We start from the raw sequence: 18210 nt of genomic DNA, 5'->3' as shown, positions 1-18210 counted from the left end.
CCTTCTCGGAAATTCTTTTAGGACGAGGTGCACATTGAAACGGGAAAGGAAAGGCGGCAAAAAAATCCGGAATTCGATCTTATTCTTGGCGGTCCTGGTTTGTATCGGGGGCGTTTTAAGCTGCGGTGAAAAAGAGGAATCCGACAACGGAACGGTAGTCAAGGATCAACCCTGGGAAGGCGCTTTAAGTTCCATTCCCGAGTCCCTGAGAACTCCGAATCCCATGGTTTCGCCTAACGCGAAAAAAGGCGGAACTTTACGGATCTATAGCCACCAGTTCCCGAAATCTCTGAATTATTATCTGGAACAGTTTTCCACCACTGCGGAAATTTTCCAGACGATGTACGAACCCTTGTTGGATTATCATCCGATCTCTTTGGAACCTATACCGCACCTGGCAAGTTCCTGGAAAATTTCCCCGGACAAAAAAAAGTTCACTTTCACGATAGACAAAAACGCGAAATGGTCCGACGGGAAACCTGTTACCGCAAAAGACGTGGTCTTTACCTACGATACCTTGATGAGTAAGGATAACAACACCGCGGTTTTTAGGATCGGTCTTGCCCGTTTCGAGAAGCCGAAAGTGATCGGCGAATTCGAGGTGGAGTTTACGCAGAAGGAAATTCACTGGTCCAACTTCGAGACGGTCGCCCATTCCTTGTTCATTCTTCCCGAACACCATTTCCAGGGAAAGGACTTCAATAAGGAGAATTTCGAATTTCCCGTCGTTTCGGGCCCGTACGAACTTCTATCCGCCAAGAAGGGAAGATATATCCGTTTGAAAAGACGGGGGGATTACTGGATGCGTGCTTATCCTTTTTATAAGGGCAGCGATAATTTCGACGTTCTTTTGTTCAAGGTATATACCGAGGAAGCCGTCGCTTTTCAAGCTTTCAAAAAAGGGGATATAGATATTTATCCCGTATATAAGGCGTATACCTGGGTGAAGGAAGCCATAGGAGAGGCCTTCGATAAGAATTATATAATTAAGCAAAAGGTCTACAACGACAAACCCATCGGTTTTCAAGGATGGGTTTTTAATATGCGAAGACCTCCTTTCGACGATGTCCGAGTGCGTAAGGCGATCGCCCACCTCGTGGATCGCAAATTGTTGGTCGAAAAACTCGCGTTCAACGAGTATGACCTTACCGATGCGTATTATACCGGAGTATGGCCTCCCAATACCGCTCCGAATCCTCCTATCGAATACGATCCTGCCAAAGCCCGTAAATTGTTATCCGACGCAGGTTGGAAACCGAATGCGAAGGGAATCTTGGAAAAGAACGGTAAGGAGTTCAAATTCTCCATATTGGATCGGGACAAAGGAACCGAAAAATATTTCACGGTCTTTATCGAGAGGGCCAAGGAACTGGGTATCCAAGCGGCGATCGATTTTACGGATCTGGCCGAATGGAGTTCCCGTATGGACAAATACGATTTCGATATGACCTGGGCGGCTTGGGGAGGCGGTTTGTTTCCGGATCCGGAACCGATGTGGTTCTCAAAGTATGCGGACGAGAACGGCCAAAATAATTTGGCGGGATTCAAAAGTCAGGAAGTGGATAAATTGATCCAGGAGCAAAAGACCGAGTTCGACGTCAAAAGGCGCAGCGAGATTCTTAGGAAAATCGACAAGGCTCTAACCAAGGAGGTACCGTACGTTCTCCTCTGGAACACCAAGTCGACACGGTTGCTGTACTGGAACCGATTCGGTTTTCCGGCAAACCCGCTCGGAAAATACAGCGGCGAAAACGGAGCCAACCATTTGTGGTGGTTGGAGGAGAACAAGTCGGACCTACTGAACTCGAGTAAGAAAACGAAAACCGCGCTGCCGACTTATTCCTCTGTGCTTAAATATTCTCCTCTGAACTGAAACATGGCAAAAAAAGGAAGGTTCGCAGAATTCGGGGACGCAATTCGGAATTTTTGGAATTCCCCCGGAATCCCGAATTTCATCGAAATCCTTGAAAAGGGTCTCGATAAGGAACTTTTCTTCGATCCGGAAAAGGCCGGAGAGCGCATCCCGCTCGAAGACCTTCCCGTAGATTTCCGACTGAGGCAGTCCGGTTTTTTGCGGAAGTCTTACGAGCGGATTTTTCCGGTTTCCCATCTATTTCGCATAACGCATAGATACGAGAGGGAATTTCTGGACGGTTTTATGCCCTTGGCGGCGGAAAATTATATCGGTAGAGGTTCCTATAAGTTCGTTTATGCGCTTCCCTGGAACCAAGTCGTGAAAATAGGAAAATCCAAACTTCCTTCCGATCCGATTTTCGGTTCCTTATATAAGGAAGTCCAAAAGAATCTAGGAAAATACCTGAAGCCGGAGGAGATCCGACTGATGGAATTCCTGCAACAAGGAGTCTGGAGGGAATCTCTCCGCGACGAGATCCGATTCAAGTTCGCCCGTTTGGGATTGGAAAGGTTGCATTATTGGAAACTCAAAAGCCTGATTCCGGATCTCGTTCTGCCCACTCGTTTTTTTATGGGATTGCGTTTTCGAAAGAGTCCTTTCGGAATCCCTGTGATCACATTGACGCCTTGCGACAATCAAAACCTGCTTCCGGGAAAGCATCTGAAGGAATTTATCCGCTTAAACGAAAAGATCCGGCAGAATCCCATCCAGGACGCGCTCTTTCCTAAATGGAAGTTGAACTTCGACACTCATCGTTTCGGCGTGGTAAGCAAAGCGAAGCTGAAGAAAATCGCCCTGGATTTTCATCGTGTCATAGAAGTTACCCGTCATCTCGCCAACGAGGAAAAGCTGATCTTCGATATCCATTCGGAGAATATCATTATCACGATTCCCGATTTCGAGCTGAAGATTTTCGATTATCACGTTTTTGACGAGCATCTGTACGAACCGAGTAAGGAAAATCCTTCTCCCGAGGTGGATCACATCAATCTAATCAAGGAATTCGTACGTTCTTTCGAGTTAGGTTGATTCTTTCCGGATTCCGCGCGAGGGGAGTGGGAAAGAAAGGGCATTTTTCTCGCGTCATTTCTTTCCATCTTGTGCTGAAAAAAGTTTATTTTTTCCTTCGTCTAGATTTGGAAAGATCCACCAAGGACTTTAATCTCAGCCGAAGTATTTGACGGCATTCTTCCAACACGGCTTTTCCCTGTTGCGAGTCCAGCTCGTTCGCAAATCGAACGAGGGTCCCCATGGTATGACAAGTATAGAGTGCGAAGGGTCTCAAGTCGTTTTCCTTCAGTCCAGGAAGACAGCGCAGTCCCGTTTTTACGATAAGCTCCGCGTTTCGGTGCGTATCCAAATTATCCTCGGTGATCAGTTCGGGAACGGCTCGCGCTCCTGCCCAAAGATTTGCCAGAGCCGGATCTTTTTGGAAAAACTCCGCAAACTGTATGAGCGCTTTTTCTCCTAGAGATTCGAATTCTTCCGCATTCCTAACGGATTCCAATAAGGTCTTCGTGCCTTCGTTGATCCTATCGTAATATTCCCGCATGATGGCAAGTAGCAGAGAGTTTTTCCCGGGAAAATATTGGTACAAGGAGCCGATCTGTATCCGAGCCGACTGGGCGATCTCCCTCATACTGACCGCATCGATTCCCCTTTTCCCGATCAGATCCCTGGCAGTTTTCAGGATCATATCTACTCTTTCTCTACTTCTAGATTGTACCGGGATGCGGGGCTCCTGTTTCATATAGGGACACCGTACTATTTTGTCCCCTTCCCGGACTACTTTTTTCTTCCGTAGGAGTTTTTTGTTTGACTCTCATTTTAAATATGATCATTGACCATATTTAAAATGAGAACATTGCTCATTTTTGGAGCGAAGGCAATGAATGAGAAAATTGAAATCAGATCGAATTTAAAAGAGTCCGGAGTTTATTGTATCGTAGGGGGCGGACCCGCCGGATTGTCCATGGCAAGGTCCTTGAAGTCGAAAGGAATTCCGTTTCATGTCTTCGAAAGACATTCGGATGTGGGAGGAATTTGGGACATCGACAATCCCGGATCTCCGATGTACGAAAGCGCTCATTTTATTTCTTCCAAATATCTTTCCAATTATGCGGATTTTCCGATGCCGGATGATTATCCCGATTATCCTTCCAATCGTCAGATCCTGGCTTACCATCGCGCTTTTGCGAAAGAATACGATTTGTACAAGCATATCAGATTTAACACCTCCGTCCGTTCCGTGGAAAAGAATGGGTCCCAATGGTCGGTCGCTTTGGATAACGGAGAAACTGCATTGTACGATGGAGTGATCTGCGCGAGCGGGATCACCTGGTCTCCGAACGTACCCAAGTTTCCCGGACAGGACACCTTTAAAGGAGAGATCCTTCACAGTGTAAAATACAAAGAACTGTCCTTGTTCCGGGGCAAGCGGGTCTTGGTCGTAGGTGCGGGAAACTCCGGTTGCGATATCGCCTGTGATGCCGGGGTCGCCGCGGACCGAGCTTTTATCAGTGTTAGACGGGGATATTATTTTATACCGAAACATATTTTAGGAATACCTGCGGACGTTTTCGGCGACGGAGCACATTGGATCCCGAATTGGTTTTCCCAATGGGTATTCGGAATCATCTTGAAATTCCTTGTGGGAGATCTGACGAAGTTGGGACTTCCCGCACCCGATCATAAAATTTTCGAAACGCATCCGATCCTGAACGATCAACTCATTCACAATCTGCGTCACGGAGACGTGATTGCGAAAGGGGACATTGCTCGTTTGGAAGGAGAATACGTGGAGTTTCAGGACGGATCCAAAGAGAAGATCGATCTTATCGTTGTCGCTACCGGTTATCATTGGTCCATTCCGTACATGAACGAAACGTATTTCGAATGGAAGAACGGTCGGCCGGAATTGTATCTGACGCTTTTCAATCGTAACCACGAGAATCTTTACGCTTTGGGTTACATGGAGACGGACGGAGGAGCATACAAGATGTTCGACGAAATGGCGAATCTGATCTCTTCGTATATAAAGGCGAAACGGAGCGGGGACGTTTCCGCGGAAAAATTCGAACGTCTAATACGAAGCGACAGACCTCTATTGAACGGTGGAATCAAATACCTGAATACGGGACGTCATTCCGTTTACGTCAATCAGGTGGCGTATAAAAAATACCGTTCCAAATTGCAAAAGAAAATGGGTTGGCCGGAATTGAAAGCCGGTCAATTTGAATCATTAAAAAAACGGAATGAATTCGCTAAAGCCGACCGGCTTGCGGGAACGAACGCGTGAATTTGCGCCGTTTTTCGGGTTATAGGATCGTTCCGGTTACGGGAGCCGGGGGAGGGATCGGAGAAGCGATCTCTCCGGTGGGACAAATCGGGCCGTCGCGGGCGGCTTCGCAAAAGGGGATAAATCCGGAGACGGATTACGCGCAATCCGTTTCGTCTTGAACGGGAATCTCTATCGTTTTGCGGAGAGGAGCCTTTCTTCTTCTCTTCCCTCCGGTCTTCAAAAACCGTTTACGAATCGACCTCGGATAAAAATCCTATCAATGGGGATATTTCCCCGGGGAAATCGGGAATGATAGATCGGTATTCGAATCCGGAAATCGCTAAGATTTGGGAATTGGAGAATAAATTCGAAATCTGGAAGGAGATCGAAATCCTTGCCACCGAGGCAAGGACGAAAAAAGGGGAGGTCCCCAAAGAGGATTTCGAGGAAATCCGATCCAAAGCTAGATTCAACGTGGATGAAATTTTGGAAATAGAGTCCAAGGTTCATCACGACGTAATCGCATTCTTGACGAACATGAATTCCTATATAGGTCCGGCCGGACGTCACGTCCATTACGGACTCACGTCCTCGGATATCGGGGATACGGCTCTTTGCGTGCAGATGGTTCAAGCCATGGATCTGATTCTGAAAAAGACGGACGAACTCATTCTTGCAATTCGTGAAAAGGCGATCCAGTTCAGGGATCTTCCTTGCATCGGAAGATCCCACGGCATTCACGCGGAGCCCATGACCTTAGGTCTGAAGTTCGCCCTTTTTTATGAAGAGATGAAACGAAACCGGGATAGGTTGAAGGACGCCAAAGAGGAAATCTCCGTAGGAAAACTTTCCGGAGCGGTCGGCACGTATTCCAACATTGAACCGGATATAGAGGAATATGTTTGCGGGAAGTTGGGACTCAAGCCTGACCCGATCGCAACCCAAGTCGTATCCCGCGATAGACATGCGGCTTATATGTCCACATTAGGAGTCACTGCCGCTAGTTTGGACCGCTTTGCAACGGAGATCCGTCTTTTGCAAAAAACGGAGGGAAGGGAAGTGGAGGAACCGTTCGCGGCGGGACAAAAAGGATCCTCCGCCATGCCGCACAAACGGAATCCGGTGATCTGTGAAAGAATTTCCGGAATTTCGAGAGTGATCCGATCCAACGTTCAGACCGCATTGCAAAACGTTCCTCTTTGGCATGAAAGGGATATTTCCCATTCTTCCGCAGAACGTATCGTGATCCCGGATTCCACGATCGCCTTGGAATACATTTTGGACAAGATGCTTTTCGTGGTCAGGAATCTCCACGTTTATCCGGATGCGATCGCAAGAACTTTAGGTATCACAAGGGGTTTGATTTTTTCCCAAAAGGTGCTTTTGCATCTTATAGAAAAGGGCGGAATCACCAGAGAGGACGCCTATGCGATCGTGCAAGGACACGCTATGGAAGTTTGGGCGGATCCGGGCAAGAACCTGAAGGATCGTCTTGCCGCCGATCCTAAGGTTCAAAGTGCGTTAAGTGCAGCGGACCTAGAGGAGATTTTCAGGATCGAACCTTACCTATCCAAGGTGGGATTGATCTATAAGAGACTCGGCCTGGATTAGTCATGTCCAAGCACGCGATTTTAGGTTTAGGTTATACCGGTCTGAGAATACTGGAATCGTTAAACGATGAATTTCGGATCACCTCCTTTTCCCGCAAGACGACGGTCTCGAACTCTAAAATCTACGATTTCGGCGACGAGGAAAGCGTCCGAAAGTTCGTCGGTGAATACGAGAATTCCCCTTTCGATTCCTTGATCATTACGTTTCCCTTACATTCCGTTCCCACGAAATACCTCCTGGCGGAGGCTTTCTCGAAAGTCTCGCGCCGGAAATGGCTTTTGGGAACTACTAGCATTTACAGGCGGGAGGGGGAAATTCGCGAAAGCACGCCTAAGAATCTGGAACACGAACGATTCGAAATCGAAGAGAAATTTTTGGAATCGGGGGGGAAAATACTTCGCTTAAGCGGGATCTACGGACCTTTCCGGAATCCGGCGGATTGGATCCGCAAAGGATTGGTTCGGAAATCCAAACGACAACTGAACTTGTGCCATATTTCGGATATCACCGAAGCGGTTCGAGGGATTTTATCCGATTTCGAGGACAAGTTGCCTTCCGAACTGGTACTTTCGGACAACCAATGGCATACTTGGTGGGAAATCTTTCAATTTTTAGAGGAAAAAGGTCGTATATCCAACTATCCCGAAGTCGAACCCGATCGAGAAGATGCGTTCGTGGATAGCGGTCTAATTCGGAAATTTCTTCCTGGTTTACAAACAAAGGACTTTTGGAGAGAGTTGGAAAAACTGGAAGAGTCCCTTTGATCTCCGAGATCACAAATATTCTACATTATTTTTGTCTCTCCAACCTGATCTTCCTGATAGGGTTGTTCGCGTGGAAATACAATTACGATCTCAGGATCCGCATCGCGGCAGGATTTTCTTTCGGAATCATTTCCTATATTATTCTCAGCCTGGATCCCGATCTGAGGATTTCCTTTCCGCTCCGTATCGTATTGTTTGCCGGGCTACTCAGCTTGCCTTTCTTTTTTTGGATCTTAAGCTCGGCGATTTTCAAGGACCATTTCCGACTCAAAGCCTGGCACTGGCTTTTACTCCTCGGAAAGATCGCCGTTTCCGCCTTACTCGTTTATCCGGTTCTGGATCAGATTAGCATGAGAGGGCCCATAGAATCGGAAACGGTTTTGGCCCATATCGTCGTTCCGACTTTGATCTCCCTAGCTTTCGTTTTATTCGCGATCTTTCAGACATACTCCGGTCGTAAGGACGATTTGGTGGAAACGCGCAGGAGATTACGCGAAGTGCATATATTGATGACCGGTAGCGTGATCACGTTCGGAATTTTTTCCCACTTGATCCTGAGGGGAAAAACGCTGTCGGAAGTTCTGGATTTGATCAACGTTCTTCTCGCGTGGGGATTGATCCTCGCGTTCATGTATCTGGTATTGGAATTGAAGGACGGTCTCGTCGACCCGGAACCCTCGATGGGAACCGAGGAAGAAGAAAGGATCGTCCAAGCGGATCCGATCCTGAAAAAGAAACTCGTACTGGCCTTCGAAGAGGAAAAACTCTATCGCAAGGAAGGACTGACCATCGGCCAATTAGCCGAGGATCTGGAAGTACAGGAATACAAATTAAGACGATTGATCAACCAAGCCATGGGGTTCCGTAACTTTCCGGATTTTTTAAACAGATACAGAATCCAGGAGGCCTGCGAAATTCTCCTGGATCCGAAAAAAGACGAATTGCCCATCATTCGGATCGCCATGGATTTGGGGTACCAATCCTTAGGTCCCTTCAATCGTGCTTTTAAGGAACTCACCGGAGTGACCCCCACGGAGTTTCGTAAAAATCGGGAAAGGCAATTGCAGACCTGATTTCCGCCCGAAATCCTCTCCGATTTCGGAATCGGCTAGAGTTTTTCAGGATTATCTGGCCGAAGAAAGGTCTCATCGTATAGAATCTGGAAACAAAGAACCTGAACTCGAGGTGAAACCATGACGGAATTAGTGCAGAAATACGGATTGGACGGTTACTATCTTTTCTCCCTTGTCACCCTTTGGGTGAGATACCTGATCATGGCCGGGTTGGCTTACGTTTTCGTCTGGCTACTCTTCCGGGATAAATTGAAGCATAGGATCATCCAGTCCAAACTTCCGGAAGCGGACAAGATCTGGCACGAACTCAAATATTCCGCGCTGACTCTGTTCATCTTCGCAGCCTCCGGCGTGCTGGTATATCTGATGAAAGAACAGGGATGGACATTATTATACGATAAGGTTTCAGATTATGGGGTTCCTTATTTGGTCTTCAGCATAGTTGCTCTGATATTCTTGCACGATACTTATTTTTATTGGACTCACCGTCTCATGCACCATCCTGTCCTATTCAAGAGAATGCACTTGGTGCACCACAAATCCACCAATCCTTCCCCCTGGGCCGCTTTTTCCTTTCATCCCTACGAAGCCGTCATAGAGGCGGGAATCGTTCCCCTCGCGGCCTTGATTCTGCCCTTGCATTCCATGGCTCTACTCGTCTTCTTTTTTTACAGCAATTTTCTGAATGTCTTAGGGCACCTCTCATTCGAGCTGTTCCCGAAAGGATTTTTGGACAACAGGTTCTTAAGCTGGCATAATACTACGACGCATCATAACATGCATCATAAATACTTTAACTGCAATTACGGATTGTATTTCAATATCTGGGACAGGCTGATGGGAACGAATCATGCCAAATACAAAGAGACGTTCCGAGAAGTGACGAATCGGCTTCCCGAGGAGACCCAGGAAGTAAGACCTCAGAGCGCCGGGGTGTAAGCGGGAGCCTTTAGCCCAGCATCGGAAATCTGACTCGAGTGGCGGTTCCTTTCGGACAAGGTATATCGGAGACGGTTCCTTTCAGTTGTTTCGTTAGCAGAACCACAAGCTCGAGTCCCATGGTATCTAGAGCGTCTTTCAGATGTTCCTTTCCCCCGCCGTTGTCGCTGACTTCCAAATGGATCCAGGAATCCTCCCTGTAAAAGGCGATTCCCAAACGCTTCGGTTCGGAGGGGGATTTGTCCACGAACGCGTGCTTCAGAGTGTTCGTAACCAATTCGTTTAATATGAGGCCGACGGGAATAAAGGCGTTCTGCTTCAGGGGAATGGATTCGCATCTCAGATCTATTTCGATATCGTTATGATCGAAGCCGTAGGACCGTAACAGGCTCTCCACCAATTTCCTGACATACTTCGGAAAAAATTCGTCGCTTACCGACGTTCTCCCATACAGGGATTCGTGCACGTAAGCCATGGACTGTATTCGATTTTGGCTTTCGAGCAATATGGATTTCGATTCGGGGTTTTCGCTCTTATCCAATTGGAGGGAAAGAAGACTAGAGAGAACCTGAAGATAGTTTTTGACTCTGTGATGGACTTCCTTCAGCAACAATTCCTTTTCCTTCAAGGTTTCCGCCATGATCTCCTCGGCGGCTTTTACCTGACTGAAATCGGTGATAAAACCTTCCAGAGCCACTATTTCCCCGTTTTCCCCTTTTACCGCTGAGCCTTGTTCCCAGAACCATCGGATTTCTCCGTTGCGATGATGGATTCTATAAACCAACCGGTAAGTCCTGTTCGCGTTGATCGCTTCTACAACGTCGTCGTAGACTTTCTGAGCGTCCTCCGGATGGATGATGCTTCCGAACGAAACGGTCCGGTTGTACACAAAATCGGAAGGAGAATACCCGGTCAGTTCGAAACAACCTTCGCTGATGAACTCCATGGTCCAATCCATATCCACTTGGCACCGATACGCGATTCCCGGAAGGTTTTTCATCAAGGTGGAAAGTTGGCGTTCCCGTTCTTTAAGCGTACCTTCCGCCTTTTTGAAGGGCGTAATATCCGTGCTCATTGCCAATGCGCCTTCGTAATTTCCGTGAATATCGAATATGGGACTACTGGACATGAGGAGCCATACCGATTCTCCCATTTTGTTTTTAAAATGGAATTCGTGGATTTCGCTGATTCCTAGTTTTCTCTCCCTTAACCGTTTGTCCAACAGGGATCTGTTTTCGGGTGCGACAAAGTCATACAGGGATTTTCCCAAGAAATTGCGCTGGGGAATTTCCAGAAACTCGCACATTTTTTGGTTCACGAAAGAGGTGTTAGCTTCCTTGTCGATCATCCAAATCCCTTCCTGCGTAGTCTCTATTATTTTTTTATAATTATTCTGGGTCTGTAAAAGCGCCTCTTTGAGTTCCTCGAAAAAAGCCAGTAAGATCGCGATCGCGGAAGCCATGCGGAAAAAAGTTCCTAAAAGAAAACCGAAATGTGCGAATTTGACGGAACTTCTGAGGAAAGGATAGTTCAATACGTGAAATCCCCAAAGCAAAAAGATCCACCCCGCGATTTTCTTGCCTAGATTCTCATGACTGTTTCTCAGGAATACGTAGCCGGTATAGCTCATCGAAATCCCGACCAGAAGATAGATCGGGGATATGAACAAATCGCTCCTGTCGTTGACTAGATCCAAGTATATCGCCCAAGTTCCCACCGTAGCGAATATTCCGATCAAGAATCCCGGGGTTTTACGTTTCAGGAAATTCATGCATCCGGCCAATTGAAAGCATGCCTGAAGAAAATCCACAGTTACGTTCGGGTAATATTTATAGATCGTCTCCGCTTCCGTGATCCTGAGTATATTGCCTACGTAAAAAAGAATGTGAAAGAACCAACAGATCGCCCAGAGTAAAAGCGCCCTTTGCTTTTCCTTATAATACAGATAAAGATAGATCGCGAATAAGAGAAAGCCCGCCGGAAGAGAAGCTAGGATTGTCGGCAATAGCCAAGGATGCGACACGATCTTAGTCTCCCGAATCGAGATTTTCCGAAAGAAAGGAAATTACATTTTGATTAGACGATATTCTTTTATGCAATATTGCCCGCTCTCATGTCTATGTTCCGAAATAAGAGTTGCGGAATACCCCAAAGATTCCGTTCTTTTCCGGTTCTTTGTCGGCAATTCGCAATCCGGCCCGATATAAACCAATGTATCAAATTCTTCCCAATTCCTCCAACGATATTTGTTGTCGTTTCGGAATTTCCCTTGTTCCAGAGTCTTCAGGCGCATCAAAAGATCGAACTCGGAGGCGAGGAGTCTTCCCGGAGTCTGGAAATTTTCCTCTTCGTGAAAAGCGTTGAAAGCGATGTACCTACCTTTCGGATCCAGGAATGCGGCAAAATCCCTGGCCGGTTGAAAGGCTTTTTCTTCGAAACCTTTCAGGCAAAACGCGTGAGCGGAGCCGTAAGAATCTCTTAGGAGTCCACCGGGGCGGAAGAATAACGAGATCCCCCATCCGAACGTAAGGAGGGAAACCGTTATCGCGACGTACTTCGTCCGGTCCTCTTTTGCGTCCCGTATCGTGCGAAAAAACCATAGACTCAGGATCCAAATGAGGGCCGGCAAAGGATAGAACACGTGTCTTAATTGCTTGTTTCCCGTGCTCAGATCGATGACGATGTACTGCAAAAATACCACGGCAGTCACCGCTAAAAGAGGATCACGGAGAGCGCTCGGCCAGGATAGTCTTTCCAACTTTTCTAATATACCGCCCGATCTTTCGGAAATGCCGGTCGATTCCGTTCCCTCGGAAGTTCCCTTTTGCCGTTTTTTCCGGATTTCCGAATAAGACCAGTAAAGGATCCAAGCAAGGGCGACGACAAAGAAAGCGCGAAAAATCCAGGGATGGTCGAAAACGTGGCTAGCCGGAATTTTATCGCTTGGCGATTCGAAAAGGCTGAGTATAAAACTGCGTACGAATTTGTTCACGATCATTTGGGCGTTCACCAGACTCATGACACGGTCCAGATTCGCGAACAACCAAATAAAGGAGGGGAGGATTGCATAAATATAAAGAATTCTTAATGAAGGAGGGGCGAGCGCCTTTGCTTCTTTTCTATTGGTAAACAGGAAATAATTGAAATCCAAGAACAGAAGTACGGTCAGGAAATATAAGATCTTCTTGAAGTTCTTTTGGTCTAGATTCCAATCCGTGACCGCCCGTAAAAGTGGAAGGGAAAAAACCATTCCCACGACCAGGATCAAAAAAACGAGTCGCAATCCTTTGTAATGCGTACGGATCGAAAAGCGGAGAAATCCGACAAGCTCCGGAAAGCGGGACAAGGTTTCGTACGCGAACAGGGAAATGAAAAGAAGAAGTCCGTACGGATATTTGGTGAAAAAAAGCGCTAACAAAGAAACGGAGATGAGGCTTCGAACCGATTTATTTTGCGGATCCAGTTCCGAACCTGCAGGAAGGTCCCGGACGGAATCGTACAGTCTGTACAGAGAGAAATATACCCAGAGTAAAACGAACATCCCTTGGGTTTCCAACATGGAGGAGAGACTGTAAGCCGGGGTCTCGGTGGTGTGCAGTGTCATCGCTAGGACGAAGGCGGAAACAATTCCCGAAAATAAGAGAGAACCCGTGATTCTAAAACTGATGAATACGAGCGTAGGAAAGCAGAGCGCGTAAAATGCCAGTCCTAAAAAAGAATCCTTCCAAGTAATCGGCCAGTCTCCCGGTCCCCAAAGTAGAAACAAGGAGAGGATGGAACGCAAAGGGGGCCAAGTCGAGGCTTCTAAGAACGGAAAAAATCCTCTCCAGTACCTCCCGTCACGGAAGTCCTGGTATTGGTCCAACAATTGGCTCAATCTTATATTTTCGTCCCAAGTCAGGAGGTCCTTCATCGGACAGAGATCCAGAAAAAAGGTCCAATGTTTCCAGACCATCATTCCTGTGAGGAGGAAAGCCGCGGCTACTGTGAACGCGCCGAGGATTTTATCCGCGAGACGATTCATTCTTCCTCCGAGTGTCTTCACGACCAACGCGGGAATTTTTCCTGTGTTCCTGCGTTTCGACGGAGTAGATCTTTTCGATCACATAGAGCGGGCGGTTTTTGGTCTGATCGTTGACGCGACTCAGGTATTCTCCTATCATTCCTAAGGCCAAAAGCTGTACGCCTCCCAAGAGCAGGACTACGACCATGACGGAAGTCCAACCTTGGATCGTATTGTTCGTGAACAATTTCAGATACAGTATATAGATCGAATATAGGGAACCCGCAAATGCGGCGGAAAATCCCAAATAAGAGGATAATTTCAGAGGGGCGGAAGAAAAGGACGTGATCCCGTCCAAAGCGAATTTCAACATCTTTCCGACGGAGAACTTCGTTTCCCCGTCGAACCTCTCGTCCCGGTCGTATTCGAGTCCCGTTTGCCGAAAACCGATCCAGGCGATCAAACCGCGGATGTACCTATGCTGTTCCCTCATCGAGACCAGGACGTCCGTAACCCGCCTGCTCATGATCCGAAAATCCCCCGTATCGATCGGAATATCGAATCTAGTAAGTTTCTTTAATGTCCGGTAAAAAAGATGGGCGGTTAGAAGTTTGAAAACGGATTCCCCTTCGCGAGTTCTCCGTCGGGCATACACCACGTCATATCCGTCCTTCATTTTTTCGAATAAGTCCGCTACGAATTCCGGAGGATCCTGCAAATCTCCGTCCATAACCGCCACGTTTTCCCCCCTCGCAACGTCTATCCCGGCGGTGATCGCCAACTGGTGACCGTAGTTTCTGGATAGATTTATGAGGGAGAAGCCAGGGGTGGATCCGCAAAATTTTTTCAAAATCTCGGCGCTTTCGTCCCGTGACCCGTCGTTGACGAAAAGGATCTCTGCGTCTTCGGGTCGGAAGGAGAATCTTTTCTTTAGAATATTCAAAAGTGAGTTCAGACGTTTGACGAGTTCGGGAATCGTTTTTTCCTCGTTGTAAATCGGAATCACTACGGAGAGGAGGGGTGGTTTGGAAGCCATCTTGACGTTGGTACGATGTTGCATTCCGGCCAAAATGTCGACCATAATTCAAGGGGCCGAAAACCTGCGGATTGCTTTTCCCTGTCAGTAGGACCGGATTTGGGAGGGATTCCGTAAAAAAGGACTTTACAAGACGACTAGAATGCAGATCCTATATATGCACAAAAATCCAAGAAAGGGTTATGAAAATCAAAGTCACCACGAAAAACGACGTCCACATCATCAAGATCGAAGGACCCATCAAGGCGGGTAACGAATTCGAGCTTGGACAAAAAATCGAGGAGTACATCTCGAAAGGTGACGTCCCCAAATTCATCATCGATCTGAAAAAAGTGCCTTTCATCAACTCCGCCGGATTGGGAATGTTCCTGAACATTTACAAACACATCGACGGGCTCAAAGGAAGAATGGTTTTTACGAATCTGAATTCGGACATTGAGAATTTGATGGAGATTACCAAACTTGCTAGCATTTTTGAGATTTATAAAACCTTAGAAGAGGCTATCGAGTCTTTCGAATATTGATCCCTTAGAAAACCAGGTGTTCCCATCGGTTTTTCAGATTCTGTTAAAGCGAAAAATTCTATTATCCGTACTCTTCGTACTCTTTCTCATCTATCATTCCGTCTTCAATTCCTTTACCGGACAGATTCTCTTCGATAGGGTTTTTGTGCCGATAGTCCGGGGGGAATTGAGGGGAAAGATCCGGAAGTTCTCCCCTTTGTACGGCATACGGATCGAAGATTTGGCTCTAACGGCCGGACCCGAATGGGGCACAACCCCGGTTTTGCAGGCAAAGGGGCTGGAATTCAGCTACAATTTACCTTACATTCTCTTCGGACGCTTGAAGATCTCCCGGATTTCTCTGGAGGATACGACGGTCCGATTGAAAAAAAAGAAGGGAATCTGGAACGTAGCAACCTTGTTTGCGGGTTCAGATTCCGGAGGGAAAGCGGAACCGCCTTCTCCCCAGACAAAAGAACCGATCTCCGTCATCCGCACGTATCTTCCGGTCAGCGCTTTTCTGAAGCTGGAACTCAAGAATATGCAGCTCGGTATTTCTTCGGAGCAGGAAGGCAAGCCTTTCGAAGCGGAGGTTGAAGGGCTGGACTTGGATCTGGAAATAGATACCGAAAGATTTTCCTCCATTCCTTTGAATCTTTCCGCCCTCGGTCTCATCGACGATTTCAAGCTTTCTCTCAATCCCCAAAAACCTGTCCGCATCCGCTTCCGGGATCCGCTCCGGCAGATGGACCATCCGTTTCGGTTGACTTGGGTCTGGGAGCGCTCGGACGCAAAGCATCCGTTCCGTTCCAAAATGGACATAGGCGCCGACAAGATACGATTGAAAATAGCGGATCGTATGGCGGAACCTTTCGGATTTTCTTTCCGTTACGACCTGGATTATTCTCCCGTCTCCAAGGAAATCGTTTTAAAAAATCTGAAACTGGTAGTGAACGAAGACGAATGGTTGGAGGGAGGAGGTAGGATTTCCGGAATCGGGTCCGAACTCCAAAACGTGCATTTCGCCTTGCAGAAGTCTTCGATCAGATTGGCTCCGATTTCCGGCTTCCTTACGGACCTAGGAATTCGGGGAATCTCCTTGCGAGGCGATGCTTCTCTGGCTCCTCTTTTGGTGGAGGGGACCTCCAAAGAACTGCGGGCGACGGGGGAAGTGAAGGCTTCAGATTTGGATCTTCGGATCGGAGCCAAAGCCCACTACGTCCGGGAGTTACATCTGGACTGGGACGGAAGATTCCGCCCCCAGCCTACGGAGGATCCGACGGCGGAGAAGCCTTTGCCCTGGATTGCTCTTCTTAACGTCAAACGTCTAAAAGCGTACTATAACGGTTCTAGCCTGGCGGGAACTTTTTTCTATTCGGGCGATTCCTCCCTAGCAGCGCCCGCTGTGGATTTGAAACTTGCATTGGACCGCTTCTCCTTGGCGCCCTATGTTTCCGGAATGTCGGGTTTATTGTCCGTGGATTTGACGGTAAAGGGAAGGGATTTTTCCGATCTAAACGCGGGCTTGTCTCTGAAACTATCCGATTTCCGTTTTCCTTACGGGAGGGGAAATTCCGGAAATATCGGATTAAGTGCAAAAGGAAATTATAAATTACTTTTTTTAAAAAAGCCTTGGGCATTGGAAAGGATCAAGGCGACTCCGGTATCGGTCTCGGTTTTTTCGCCCGACGGAGAGCGGGCGCTTTTTCTGGAAAGTTTCGTCGAGATAGGAATTCGGGATTCCTTAGCTTTGAGTTTAGGCGGATTGAAGATCGAAGCCGATCTGGACGAGTTGATCCCCCCGTTGCCCCTGGCGTTGCGGGAATCGTTGATTCCTTTGCGGTCGCAAATCGGTTCACGCTTATCTCTTGGCGGAAATCTGAACTACGTCAAGAGGGAAAAGAAGCAGGAGATAGGCGGAAATGTAAGTCTGAATCTTCCCGCTTTGGAAATCAAAGATGGGAAACTGAATCTTTCCGCAAAGGTGGAAGGAACTCCTCCTGATAGAATCTTTCTGGATCGGATGGATTTGACCGCTTTTTCCGGGAAGTTATCCCTTTCTTCCCAAGGGGTCTTGACTCGGGCCAAGCCGGGAGAAGCCGCATCCCTCGGAGATTTTTCTCCCGAGTTAAGGGGAAGTCTTAGGCTTGTCTCGGCGGAGGACGCGTACCTGATAAAGGGCCTCACGTTCCGAGGGGATCTGCGCTTGGGTTTCGGGTGGCAAGGATCGGATGTGAGAGGAACGCTCACCTCCAAGGATTCCAGTCTATATGTAAGCAATCGTCTCTGTCCGAGTGCGGAATGCAAACTTTATCGGATCGACGGACTAAATGCGGCTGTACCGTTCCAGCACGATCTTTCCGTCAAGGAAACCCGGAATCTGATCGAAGGGGACAAGAGAAAATTCGTGCTGAATTACGGTCGAATGCCTGAACCGAACTTTACGATCCGCGAAATCGTAGGGACTCACCCGTCTCTGAAAGGTGTTCCCTTCGAATACATTAAGCCGAAGACGGACTCACCCGGTCTCTCCGCGAACCTGAGTTATTCAGAAAATTATTTACGGATGGATTTCCTGAGGATACATACTCTTGACGGAGAAGTACTGGGAAAAGACGTGATCGTAAACGTCGGATCGGGAGATCCGGAAAGAATGGAATATTCGATGGAACTAAGGGTCAAGGACATAGATCTAAAACAGCTTCTTCCGGGGAGAAGTCGGGGAAAGATCGACGACGGAAAAATCAAGGCCGACCTGAATCTTTGGGGCCGAAATCTAGGGGACCCTATCCCGAATCTGAATCTGTTTTTCAGCGTTTATCAGATCGGACGCGACTTTGGAAAGAGCGCCATCAACATATTTGCACCTTCGAATCTATTGACGGACTTCATCTATACCAGTTATGCTGTGGATAAGATAGAATTGGAACTTTCCAAAGGTCTCGTATATGCGGTGATCCTTTTCAAACGATCCGTTCTGGGAACCCTGGTAAATCTTGAGAACAACCAGGTTTCGCAACAGAGAATGCCCTTGGCCAATTTTCTGAACCGGGCGCAAAGCGAAATCGAAACCTACAACAAATGAC

General features: G+C 47.6%; 14 protein-coding genes. 10 read left to right on the top strand and 4 right to left on the bottom strand.

The window, feature by feature from the left end; translation table 11 throughout:
* The first annotated feature begins 34 nt into the window (after window positions 1-34).
* Both EHO61_RS09160 and EHO61_RS09155 read left to right on the top strand, forming a co-directional pair.
* A complete protein-coding gene (locus EHO61_RS09160) occupies window positions 35-1873 on the top strand; it encodes an extracellular solute-binding protein (protein WP_135813322.1) in 1839 nt (612 codons plus the stop codon).
* A gap of 3 nt (window positions 1874-1876) precedes the next feature.
* Window positions 1877-2944, top strand: coding sequence for a hypothetical protein (locus EHO61_RS09155; RefSeq protein ID WP_135813321.1), 1068 nt, complete (start codon window positions 1877-1879; stop codon window positions 2942-2944).
* A gap of 85 nt (window positions 2945-3029) precedes the next feature.
* Here the strand turns inward: EHO61_RS09155 and EHO61_RS09150 are convergent, their stop codons facing one another.
* Window positions 3030-3611, bottom strand: coding sequence for a TetR/AcrR family transcriptional regulator (locus EHO61_RS09150; protein WP_246032063.1), 582 nt, complete (start codon window positions 3609-3611; stop codon window positions 3030-3032).
* A gap of 192 nt (window positions 3612-3803) precedes the next feature.
* Here EHO61_RS09150 and EHO61_RS09145 point away from each other — a divergent pair, with 192 nt between their 5' ends.
* The 6 genes from EHO61_RS09145 to EHO61_RS09125 all read left to right on the top strand — a co-directional run bounded on the left by EHO61_RS09145 (window position 3804) and on the right by EHO61_RS09125 (window position 9582).
* Window positions 3804-5213, top strand: a complete 1410-nt coding sequence (locus EHO61_RS09145) for a flavin-containing monooxygenase (protein WP_135813319.1) — start codon at window positions 3804-3806, stop codon at window positions 5211-5213.
* The gene (locus EHO61_RS17225; RefSeq protein ID WP_167884841.1) at window positions 5210-5374 is read left to right on the top strand and encodes a hypothetical protein; all 165 of its coding nucleotides are present in this window, start codon (window positions 5210-5212) and stop codon (window positions 5372-5374) included. The genes EHO61_RS09145 and EHO61_RS17225 overlap by 4 nt, the downstream gene beginning before the upstream one ends.
* Window positions 5375-5504: 130 nt before the next feature.
* Window positions 5505-6806, top strand: coding sequence for an adenylosuccinate lyase (gene purB, locus EHO61_RS09140; protein WP_135813318.1), 1302 nt, complete (start codon window positions 5505-5507; stop codon window positions 6804-6806).
* A gap of 2 nt (window positions 6807-6808) precedes the next feature.
* Window positions 6809-7570 carry a Rossmann-fold NAD(P)-binding domain-containing protein gene (locus tag EHO61_RS09135; RefSeq protein ID WP_135813317.1) on the top strand — a complete coding sequence of 254 codons (762 nt, stop codon included), beginning with the start codon at window positions 6809-6811 and terminating at the stop codon, window positions 7568-7570.
* On the top strand, window positions 7567-8643 hold the full coding sequence (locus EHO61_RS09130; protein WP_135813316.1) for a helix-turn-helix transcriptional regulator: 1077 nt from the start codon (window positions 7567-7569) through the stop codon (window positions 8641-8643). Before EHO61_RS09135 ends, EHO61_RS09130 begins: the two co-directional genes overlap by 4 nt.
* A gap of 120 nt (window positions 8644-8763) precedes the next feature.
* Window positions 8764-9582, top strand: coding sequence for a sterol desaturase family protein (locus EHO61_RS09125; RefSeq protein ID WP_135813315.1), 819 nt, complete (start codon window positions 8764-8766; stop codon window positions 9580-9582).
* Window positions 9583-9592: 10 nt separating this feature from the next.
* Here the strand turns inward: EHO61_RS09125 and EHO61_RS09120 are convergent, their stop codons facing one another.
* The 3 genes from EHO61_RS09120 to EHO61_RS09110 are packed head-to-tail and all read right to left on the bottom strand — an operon-like array spanning window position 9593 to window position 14621.
* Window positions 9593-11605 carry a PAS domain-containing protein gene (locus EHO61_RS09120; RefSeq protein ID WP_135813314.1) on the bottom strand — a complete coding sequence of 671 codons (2013 nt, stop codon included), beginning with the start codon at window positions 11603-11605 and terminating at the stop codon, window positions 9593-9595.
* Window positions 11606-11647: 42 nt separating this feature from the next.
* A complete protein-coding gene (locus EHO61_RS09115; RefSeq protein WP_135813313.1) occupies window positions 11648-13606 on the bottom strand; it encodes a hypothetical protein in 1959 nt (652 codons plus the stop codon).
* On the bottom strand, window positions 13587-14621 hold the full coding sequence (locus EHO61_RS09110; protein WP_135813470.1) for a glycosyltransferase family 2 protein: 1035 nt from the start codon (window positions 14619-14621) through the stop codon (window positions 13587-13589). The genes EHO61_RS09115 and EHO61_RS09110 overlap by 20 nt, the downstream gene beginning before the upstream one ends.
* Before the next feature lie 182 nt (window positions 14622-14803).
* Here EHO61_RS09110 and EHO61_RS09105 point away from each other — a divergent pair, with 182 nt between their 5' ends.
* A complete protein-coding gene (locus EHO61_RS09105; protein WP_010411951.1) occupies window positions 14804-15145 on the top strand; it encodes an STAS domain-containing protein in 342 nt (113 codons plus the stop codon).
* A 16-nt stretch (window positions 15146-15161) separates the two neighbouring features.
* Window positions 15162-18209 carry an LIC_11026 family protein gene (locus tag EHO61_RS09100; RefSeq protein WP_135813312.1) on the top strand — a complete coding sequence of 1016 codons (3048 nt, stop codon included), beginning with the start codon at window positions 15162-15164 and terminating at the stop codon, window positions 18207-18209.
* Window position 18210: the final 1 nt, after the last annotated feature.

The sequence above is a fragment of the Leptospira fluminis genome, from assembly GCF_004771275.1.
GTDB classification, from domain to species: domain Bacteria; phylum Spirochaetota; class Leptospiria; order Leptospirales; family Leptospiraceae; genus Leptospira_B; species Leptospira_B fluminis.
The sequence above is the reverse complement of the archived record's forward strand: the minus strand, read 5'-3'. Positions and strand labels throughout refer to the sequence as shown.

Coding starts and splice junctions, on each gene's coding strand:
- EHO61_RS09105 (WP_010411951.1), top strand. CDS start 14,804: ATGAAAATCAAAGTCACCACGAAAAACGACGTCCACATCATCAAGATC.
- EHO61_RS09150 (WP_246032063.1), bottom strand. CDS start 3,611: ATGATCCTGAAAACTGCCAGGGATCTGATCGGGAAAAGGGGAATCGAT.
- EHO61_RS09110 (WP_135813470.1), bottom strand. CDS start 14,621: ATGGCTTCCAAACCACCCCTCCTCTCCGTAGTGATTCCGATTTACAAC.
- EHO61_RS09115 (WP_135813313.1), bottom strand. CDS start 13,606: ATGAATCGTCTCGCGGATAAAATCCTCGGCGCGTTCACAGTAGCCGCG.
- EHO61_RS09125 (WP_135813315.1), top strand. CDS start 8,764: ATGACGGAATTAGTGCAGAAATACGGATTGGACGGTTACTATCTTTTC.
- EHO61_RS09135 (WP_135813317.1), top strand. CDS start 6,809: ATGTCCAAGCACGCGATTTTAGGTTTAGGTTATACCGGTCTGAGAATA.
- EHO61_RS09155 (WP_135813321.1), top strand. CDS start 1,877: ATGGCAAAAAAAGGAAGGTTCGCAGAATTCGGGGACGCAATTCGGAAT.
- EHO61_RS09145 (WP_135813319.1), top strand. CDS start 3,804: ATGAATGAGAAAATTGAAATCAGATCGAATTTAAAAGAGTCCGGAGTT.
- purB (WP_135813318.1), top strand. CDS start 5,505: ATGATAGATCGGTATTCGAATCCGGAAATCGCTAAGATTTGGGAATTG.